The sequence below is a fragment of the Streptomyces botrytidirepellens genome, assembly GCF_003721215.1.
GTDB lineage: Bacteria > Actinomycetota > Actinomycetes > Streptomycetales > Streptomycetaceae > Streptomyces > Streptomyces himastatinicus.
In genome coordinates, this window is sequence record NZ_RIBZ01000443.1 from 1 (window position 1) to 1,168 (window position 1,168).

Consider the following 1,168-nt stretch of genomic DNA (forward strand, 5'->3'; position numbering starts at 1 on the left):
CCAGCGCGTGCCGCACCCGGCGGTCGCCGTCCGCCGCCCGCTCGGCCAGCAGGGCGATCCGGCCGCCGGGCCCGGGGTGCTGGGCGGCGGCCTGTTCGGGGGAAAGCCCGCTCGCCCGCAGCACCGCCTCCTCGCCCGCGTACTGCTCCAGACAGCCGCGCCCGCCGCACGCGCACGCGGGCCCCTCGGGCCGTACCGGCACATGGCCCAGCTCGCCCGCGAAGCCGTGGGTGCCGCGCAGCAGCCGCCCGTCGAGCACGACCGCGGCGCCGATGCCGATTTCGGCCGAGACATGGACGAAGTCGCGCGGCGCCGGGTCATGACCGCCCCGCCACAGCTCGGCGAGCGCCCCGAGGTTGGCCTCGTTGTCGACGGTCAGCGGCAGCCCGGGCAGCGCGGCACGCAGCGCGGGGCCGATGTCCACACCCTCCCAGCCGAGGTTCGGGGCGCGCACCACCAGCGACGACTCGCGCGCCACCAGACCGGGCACCGCCACCGCGAGCCCGGCGGGCCGCAGCCCCTCGCGTACCGCCTCCGCCGCCACCTGCCGGACCAGCTCGGCAAGGCGGGCGAGGACCGGGCCCGGCGCGCGGTCCCGGTTCGCCTCCGTCACCTCCGTACGCGCCCGCACCCGGCCGCCCAGGTCCACCGCGCAGACGGCCAGATGGTCCACGCCTATCTCCGCGCCGATCCCGGCCGGACCGCGCTCGTTGAGCTGGAGCGCGCTCCCGGGGCGGCCGACCGTGCCGGGCCGGGACGGTCCCAGCTCGACCAGCAGCCCGTCCCGGATCAGCTCGTCCACCAGCGTGGAGACGGCGGCCCGGGTCAGCCCGACCCGGGTGGCGACGGACGCGCGGGAGAGCGGTCCGTGCGCGGCCACGGCGTGCAGCACGAGGGAGAGATTGCGGCGGCGCATCGCCTGCTGGGTGTTGGGCAGTGGCGCTGCCACCGTCGGGGTCTCCTCTCCTGCGGTCCGTCTCGTATGGTCCGGGCGCGGTTCAGGCCCGGCGCAGCAGCCCGTCCGCGTCGGACAGCACCCGCGCGATGCGCTCCCGCGTCTCCTCGTCGCGCTCCACCGCCTCGTACGAGGGCCCCTCCGCGGTCGCCCAGCGGCGCGCCACCGCCGCCGGGTCCTCGCCCAGCGCCAGCCCCGCCGCCTGGGCGGCGG

Annotated in this window: 1 protein-coding gene and 1 pseudogene; both read right to left on the reverse strand. The window is 78.4% G+C overall.

Annotated features, from left to right (window positions below):
* The coding region (locus tag EEJ42_RS31460) for an ROK family transcriptional regulator (RefSeq protein ID WP_148082072.1) at positions 1-949 on the reverse strand (949 nt) is incomplete at its 3' end.
* A gap of 49 nt (positions 950-998) precedes the next feature.
* A pseudogene (locus EEJ42_RS53295) lies at positions 999-1,168 on the reverse strand (xylulokinase); the annotation flags it as partial.